This is a genomic window from Comamonas sp. B-9 (assembly GCF_000410635.1).
Lineage (GTDB): Bacteria > Pseudomonadota > Gammaproteobacteria > Burkholderiales > Burkholderiaceae_C > Comamonas.
In genome coordinates this window covers 1-4,946 of the sequence record NZ_APCR01000340.1, presented here as the reverse complement: position 1 = coordinate 4,946, position 4,946 = coordinate 1, and the positions used below count along the sequence as shown (strand labels likewise).

The 4,946-nt window shown below is 68.2% G+C and carries 7 protein-coding genes and 1 pseudogene; all 8 read left to right on the top strand.

Features of this window, described 5'->3' with window-relative positions; genetic code table 11:
- Window positions 1-227 (top strand): annotated as a pseudogene (locus tag H928_RS0103615) (ABC transporter permease); the annotation flags it as partial.
- 11 nt (window positions 228-238) lie between these two features.
- Window positions 239-967 carry an ABC transporter ATP-binding protein gene (locus tag H928_RS0103610; RefSeq protein ID WP_021025291.1) on the top strand — a complete coding sequence of 243 codons (729 nt, stop codon included), beginning with the start codon at window positions 239-241 and terminating at the stop codon, window positions 965-967.
- Window positions 964-1,893, top strand: coding sequence for an HlyD family secretion protein (locus H928_RS0103605; RefSeq protein WP_021025290.1), 930 nt, complete (start codon window positions 964-966; stop codon window positions 1,891-1,893). The genes H928_RS0103610 and H928_RS0103605 overlap by 4 nt, the downstream gene beginning before the upstream one ends.
- Window positions 1,886-2,596 carry an MtnX-like HAD-IB family phosphatase gene (locus H928_RS0103600; protein WP_021025289.1) on the top strand — a complete coding sequence of 237 codons (711 nt, stop codon included), beginning with the start codon at window positions 1,886-1,888 and terminating at the stop codon, window positions 2,594-2,596. Before H928_RS0103605 ends, H928_RS0103600 begins: the two co-directional genes overlap by 8 nt.
- The gene (locus H928_RS0103595) at window positions 2,593-3,528 is read left to right on the top strand and encodes a carboxylesterase (RefSeq protein WP_021025288.1); all 936 of its coding nucleotides are present in this window, start codon (window positions 2,593-2,595) and stop codon (window positions 3,526-3,528) included. Before H928_RS0103600 ends, H928_RS0103595 begins: the two co-directional genes overlap by 4 nt.
- A complete protein-coding gene (locus H928_RS0103590) occupies window positions 3,518-3,892 on the top strand; it encodes an EamA family transporter (protein WP_021025287.1) in 375 nt (124 codons plus the stop codon). Before H928_RS0103595 ends, H928_RS0103590 begins: the two co-directional genes overlap by 11 nt.
- 4 nt (window positions 3,893-3,896) lie before the next feature.
- Window positions 3,897-4,334, top strand: a complete 438-nt coding sequence (locus tag H928_RS25970) for an EamA family transporter (RefSeq protein ID WP_021025286.1) — start codon at window positions 3,897-3,899, stop codon at window positions 4,332-4,334.
- Window positions 4,335-4,362: 28 nt separating this feature from the next.
- Window positions 4,363-4,946, top strand: a 584-nt coding sequence (locus H928_RS0103580; protein ID WP_021025285.1) for a DegT/DnrJ/EryC1/StrS family aminotransferase, incomplete at its 3' end; no start/stop codon positions are given.

Here is a 4,946-nt window from a genome sequence, read left to right as displayed (position 1 = left end):
GGGTGGTGGTGGAGCAGGCCTGCTGGATCGGCGCTGCCGGCCTGCTGCTCACCAGCATCGCAAGCGTGGCCCTGGTCTCGCTCGCCCAGGTCTACCGGGTGCCCGTTGCGCTCAACCTGCAAGCCGCGCTGGCCTGCGCCGCCCTGGTGGCCACCTTGGCGCTGCTGTCCGGCCTGGGCGCGATGCGCGTGCTGCTGCGCACCGACCCGGCCACCTTGCTGCGCTGAAGGACATCGCCATGCCCACCACCACCCCTCCAACACCCAGCCTGCAGGCCGTCGGATTGCGCAAGACCTATGTCTCAGGCGCCATCCGCATCCAGGTCCTGCAGGATCTGTCGGTCGATTTGTACGCCGGCGAGCTGACCCTGATCTCCGGCCCCTCGGGCTGCGGCAAAAGCACCTTGCTGTCGCTGATGTCGGGCCTGCTCACCCCCGATGACGGCCAGACCTTTGCACTCGGCCAGAACCTGACGACCATGCCCGCCCGCGAGATGGAGCGCTTTCGGCTGCTGCATACCGGCTTTGTGTTCCAGGGCTTCAACCTGTTCCCGGCGCTGACGGCGCTCGAGCAGGTGCAGCTGCCGCTGGGCTACCTGGGCATACGGCGCGCCGAGACCTTGAAGCGCGCCCAGGATGCGCTCGACGAAGTCGGCCTGTCCCACCGCGCGCACATGCGCCCGGCCGAGCTGTCGGGCGGCGAAAAGCAGCGCGTGGCCATTGCCCGCGCGCTGGCCAAGGCCCCCCAGCTGCTGTTTGCCGATGAGCCCACCAGCGCGCTGGATGCCGAAAGCGGACAACGGGTGATCGACATCCTGCACCGCGTCGCGCGCAGCCATGGCACCACGGTGCTGTGCGTGAGCCATGACCCGCGCCTGGTGGGGCATGCCGACCGCGTACTGAATATGGAAGACGGCGCCGTCTACAGCGACCGGCGCCAAAACACCCTGATGGAGAACCCCGCGTGACCAAGATCCCCGCAACCCCCTGGCTCTTGCCGCATGCCTGGCAGGTGCTGGGTCTGCTCTGCCTGGCAGCAGGCGGGCTCGCAGGCTGCACACCGGCAGCGGACAGCCCCCCCGCCCCCAGCACCAGCCAGCAGCACCAAAGCCCGGTGGCCGTGGCCCGGGGCAAGATCGAAGTCGATGGCGGCCTGCTGGAGCTGGCCACCGCCGTCGATGGCACCGTGCAGCAGATCGCCGTGCGCGAAGGCCAGCAGGTGCAGGCCGGCCAGCTGCTGCTCAAGGTCCATGACGAGGACCTGCGCGCCGAGCTGGCCGTCGCCCAGTCCTCCTACCGGCTGGCCCAGGCCAAGCACAAGGCCCTGGCCGCCAAGCTGCCGCTGCTGCAGACCCAGCTCAAGCGCCTGCAGGCTGCCGCCCGCGATGGCGCTGCCGATCTGCAGGAAGTGGACAACGCCCAGGCCGCGCTGCGCAATGCGCAGTCCGAGACCGAGGTGGCACAGGCCGAGGTACAGCTGACGCAGACCAAGACCCAGCAGCTGCGCGAGCGCCAGCGCCTCTATGCACTGCATGCGCCGGAAGCGGCCACCGTCGTGCATCTGCGCGCCCAGGTCGGCAGCCAGGTACACACCAGCCAGGCGGCGATGCGTCTGCTGCCGCTGCGCCCGCTGCGCATCCGCGCCGAGCTCAACGAGAGCTTTGCCGGCACGGTGCAAAAGGGCATGCGCGCCAGTGTGGTGCTGGACAACGACAGCGCCACCGCGCTGCCCGAGGCCCGGGTGCTGCGCATCAACCCCATGTACGGGCCGTCGACCTTGCAGGACGACGCCCAGCGCGGCCCGCTGCGCGTGGTCGAGTGCGTGCTTGAATTCGAGACCGCCCCCATCCATGTGCGCGTGGGCCAGAACGTGAGAGTGAGCTTCCATGAATAAATACATGCTTGCGCAGGCGCCCGCTTGCCACAACACCACGGGCTGGATGGTCCAGTCCGACTTTGACGGCACGATCAGCCTGGTCGATGTCACCGACAGCCTGCTGCAGCGCTTTGGCCGGCCCGGCTGGACTGACCTGGAAGACGCCTGGGAGCGCGGCGAGATCGGCTCGCGCGCCTGCATGCAAGGCCAGGTCGCGCTGCTGGACATGGACCAGCAGGAGCTGGACGCGCACCTGGACAGCATCGCCATCGACCCCGGCTTCCCCGGCTTTGTACAGGCAGCGCAGGCGCTGTGCCTGCGCGTTCAGGTGGTCAGCGACGGCATCGACTACGCCATCGAACATGTGCTGGCACGCCACGGCCTGGGCCATCTGGAGGTGATCGCCAACCGCCTGGTACAGCAGGACACACGCCGCTGGTCGCTGGAATCCCCCTGGGCCAGCCCGCACTGCAAGCGTGCCAGTGGCAACTGCAAATGCGAGCGCCTGGCCACGCAGAAAACGCTGGCCGGCCGGGTTCTGTATGTGGGCGACAGCAGCTCGGACTTCTGCGTCTCGCACGAGGCCGACTATGTGCTGGCCAAGTACCGGCTGATCGGCCACTGCGAGCGCCATGGCATTGCCCATGCACCGTTTCAGGGTTTCAGCGATGCCACGCCCTGGCTCCTGCAGTTCATGCAGCAGCAGGAGGCCGTCGCATGAAAGCCAATGACGCACTCGCCCGCCATCTGGCCGGCCAACCCCAGGAAAGAGCGGCAGAAGCGGCCTTGCAGACGCTGTGCCTCACGCCCCATGAATTCGTCATGCCCGGCTCCGGCGCTGCCGCGCGCACCGGCGTGCTGCTGGTGCATGGCCTGACCGGCACCCCCGCCGAGATGCGCCTGCTGGCCAAGGGCCTCAACCGCGAAGGCTTTACCGTCTATGCGGTGCAACTGGCCGGCCACTGCGGCAGCATGCAGGACCTGGTGCAGACGCGCTGGACCGACTGGCTCGCCAGCGTGCAATCGGCGCTGCTGCGCTTTGCCCCCCATGTCGACCGCGTGGTGGTCGGCGGCCTGTCGATGGGCGCCTTGCTGTCGCTGGCGGTGGCCACCTCGCACCCGCGCCAGGTGGCGGGCGTGGCGGCGCTGTCCACCACGTTCCGCTATGACGGCTGGAGCATTCCCAGCTACACCAAGCTGGCCTTTTTGCTGCCGCTGTTCCGCCTGCTGGGCATTGGCCGCCACAGCGTGTTCATGGAAGCACCGCCCTACGGCATCAAGGACGAGGCCTTGCGCGCCAGGGTGGTCGCGCAAATGCATGGCGGCGACAGCGCTGCAGCCGGCCTGCCCGGCAATCCCTGGTGGTCCATCATCGAGCTGCGCCGGCTCTCGGCCCATGTCCGCAGCCATCTGCGGGATTTGCGCGCGCCATGCCTCGCCATCCATGCCAAGGAAGACGACATCTCCCACCGCTCGAATGCCGAGGACATCGCCGCTGGCGCCGTCCATGCGCAGGTCGAGGTCGTGCTGCTCGACAACTGCTACCACATGATCACCATCGACCGCGAGCGCCGCACGGTGATCGCCAAGGTGCATGACTTTGTGGCCCGCCTTGGTGGCATACCAACACAGGCCGCCACCCATGGGCACTGAGATCACCCCCCTGGTCATCAGCCTGTGGCTGATCAATGTGTTGGTCGACAGCGGCGGGCAGCTGGCTTTCAAGGCCGCCGCCAGCCAGACCCCGGGCACGGCGACCGGCATGGCGCACTGGCGCTTCATGCTCGTGCGCCCCTGGATCTGGATCGGCGGCGCCTGCTATGTGATCGAGTTTGTCGCCTGGCTGGCCTTTTTGTCGCTGGTGCCCCTGTCCGATGGCGTGCTGCTGGGCAGCATCAACATCGTGGCCATCATGGTGGCCGGGCGCATTCTGTTCAAGGAAAAGCTCGCACCGATGCGGGTCGCGGGCATTGTGCTCGTCTCCATTGGCGTGGCCGTCGTGGGCCTCAAGGGGTGATGGCATGAAGCGCTTCTACCTGGTCGGCTTTCTGGTGCTGATGGCCTTTGACACGCTGGCCCAGCTGAGCCTCAAGAAGGCAGGCGATGCCGCGCTGCCGCTGGAGTTGAGCCCCTCCTGGCTCTGGCGTGTGTTTGCCCAGCCATGGATCTACGGCGCCTTGATCGGCTACATCGGCGCCTTTTTCACATGGATGCATCTGCTGCGGCGCGCGCCCGTGGGCCCGGCTTTTGCCGCCTCGCACCTGGAGATCATCTCGGTGCTGGCGCTGTCCCATTACCTGTTCCAGGAGAGCATCGGCCTGCCCCAGATTCTGGGCTGCGGGTTCATCATTGCCGGCATTGCCTGCCTGGCCGTGAGCGAAGCCCAGGACCATGGCTCCACCGAGCCAGTAGAGGACCCGACTGACAACCCTGCCGGCGCCAGCGCGGCCGCCCGCTGATGGCAGGCAATCGCCAGGGCCACCGCCGATGACAGCGCACCGCATCTCCGTGCCCCCTACCGCCGGCCTGGCGCTGCGCTTAGCCGATCTTCGCCCCTGGGGAGACAAGCATCTGGACCGGGCGCTGGCCGCCTGGCTGGGGGTAGACGAGGTGCTGCTGGAATGCTCCGGCACCTCTGCGCTGATGCTGGCGCTGCGTACGCTGCAGCAGCTCGCCCCCGAGCGCTGCGAGGTGGTGGTGCCCGCCTACACCTGCCCGCTGGTGGCAATGGCCGTCGCGCAATGCGGGCTGCAGCTGCGGCTCTGTGATCTGTCGCCCGACCACCTGGACATGGAGGGCCAAGCGCTGGATGCCGTGCTCAGCCACCGCACCCTGGCCGTGGTGCCCACCCACCTGGGTGGCAGGGTGGCCGATGTCGCCAGCCTGCTGCCCCGCGCCCAGGCCTGCGGTGCCTATGTGATCGAAGACGCCGCCCAGGCCCTGGGCGCCCGCGTAGCGGGCCACAGCGTGGGCCTGCAGGGCGACATCGCGCTGTTCAGCCTGGCGGTGGGCAAGGGCCTGACGACCTATGAAGGCGGCGTGCTGCTGGTCCGCGACCCGGCGCTGATGGC

What these genes read in the sequence shown, in the direction of transcription:
- H928_RS0103595 (WP_021025288.1), top strand. Translation starts at nt 2,593, where the DNA reads ATGAAAGCCAATGACGCACTCGCCCGCCATCTGGCCGGCCAACCCCAG.
- H928_RS0103610 (WP_021025291.1), top strand. Translation starts at nt 239, where the DNA reads ATGCCCACCACCACCCCTCCAACACCCAGCCTGCAGGCCGTCGGATTG.
- H928_RS0103590 (WP_021025287.1), top strand. Translation starts at nt 3,518, where the DNA reads ATGGGCACTGAGATCACCCCCCTGGTCATCAGCCTGTGGCTGATCAAT.
- H928_RS25970 (WP_021025286.1), top strand. Translation starts at nt 3,897, where the DNA reads ATGAAGCGCTTCTACCTGGTCGGCTTTCTGGTGCTGATGGCCTTTGAC.
- H928_RS0103600 (WP_021025289.1), top strand. Translation starts at nt 1,886, where the DNA reads ATGAATAAATACATGCTTGCGCAGGCGCCCGCTTGCCACAACACCACG.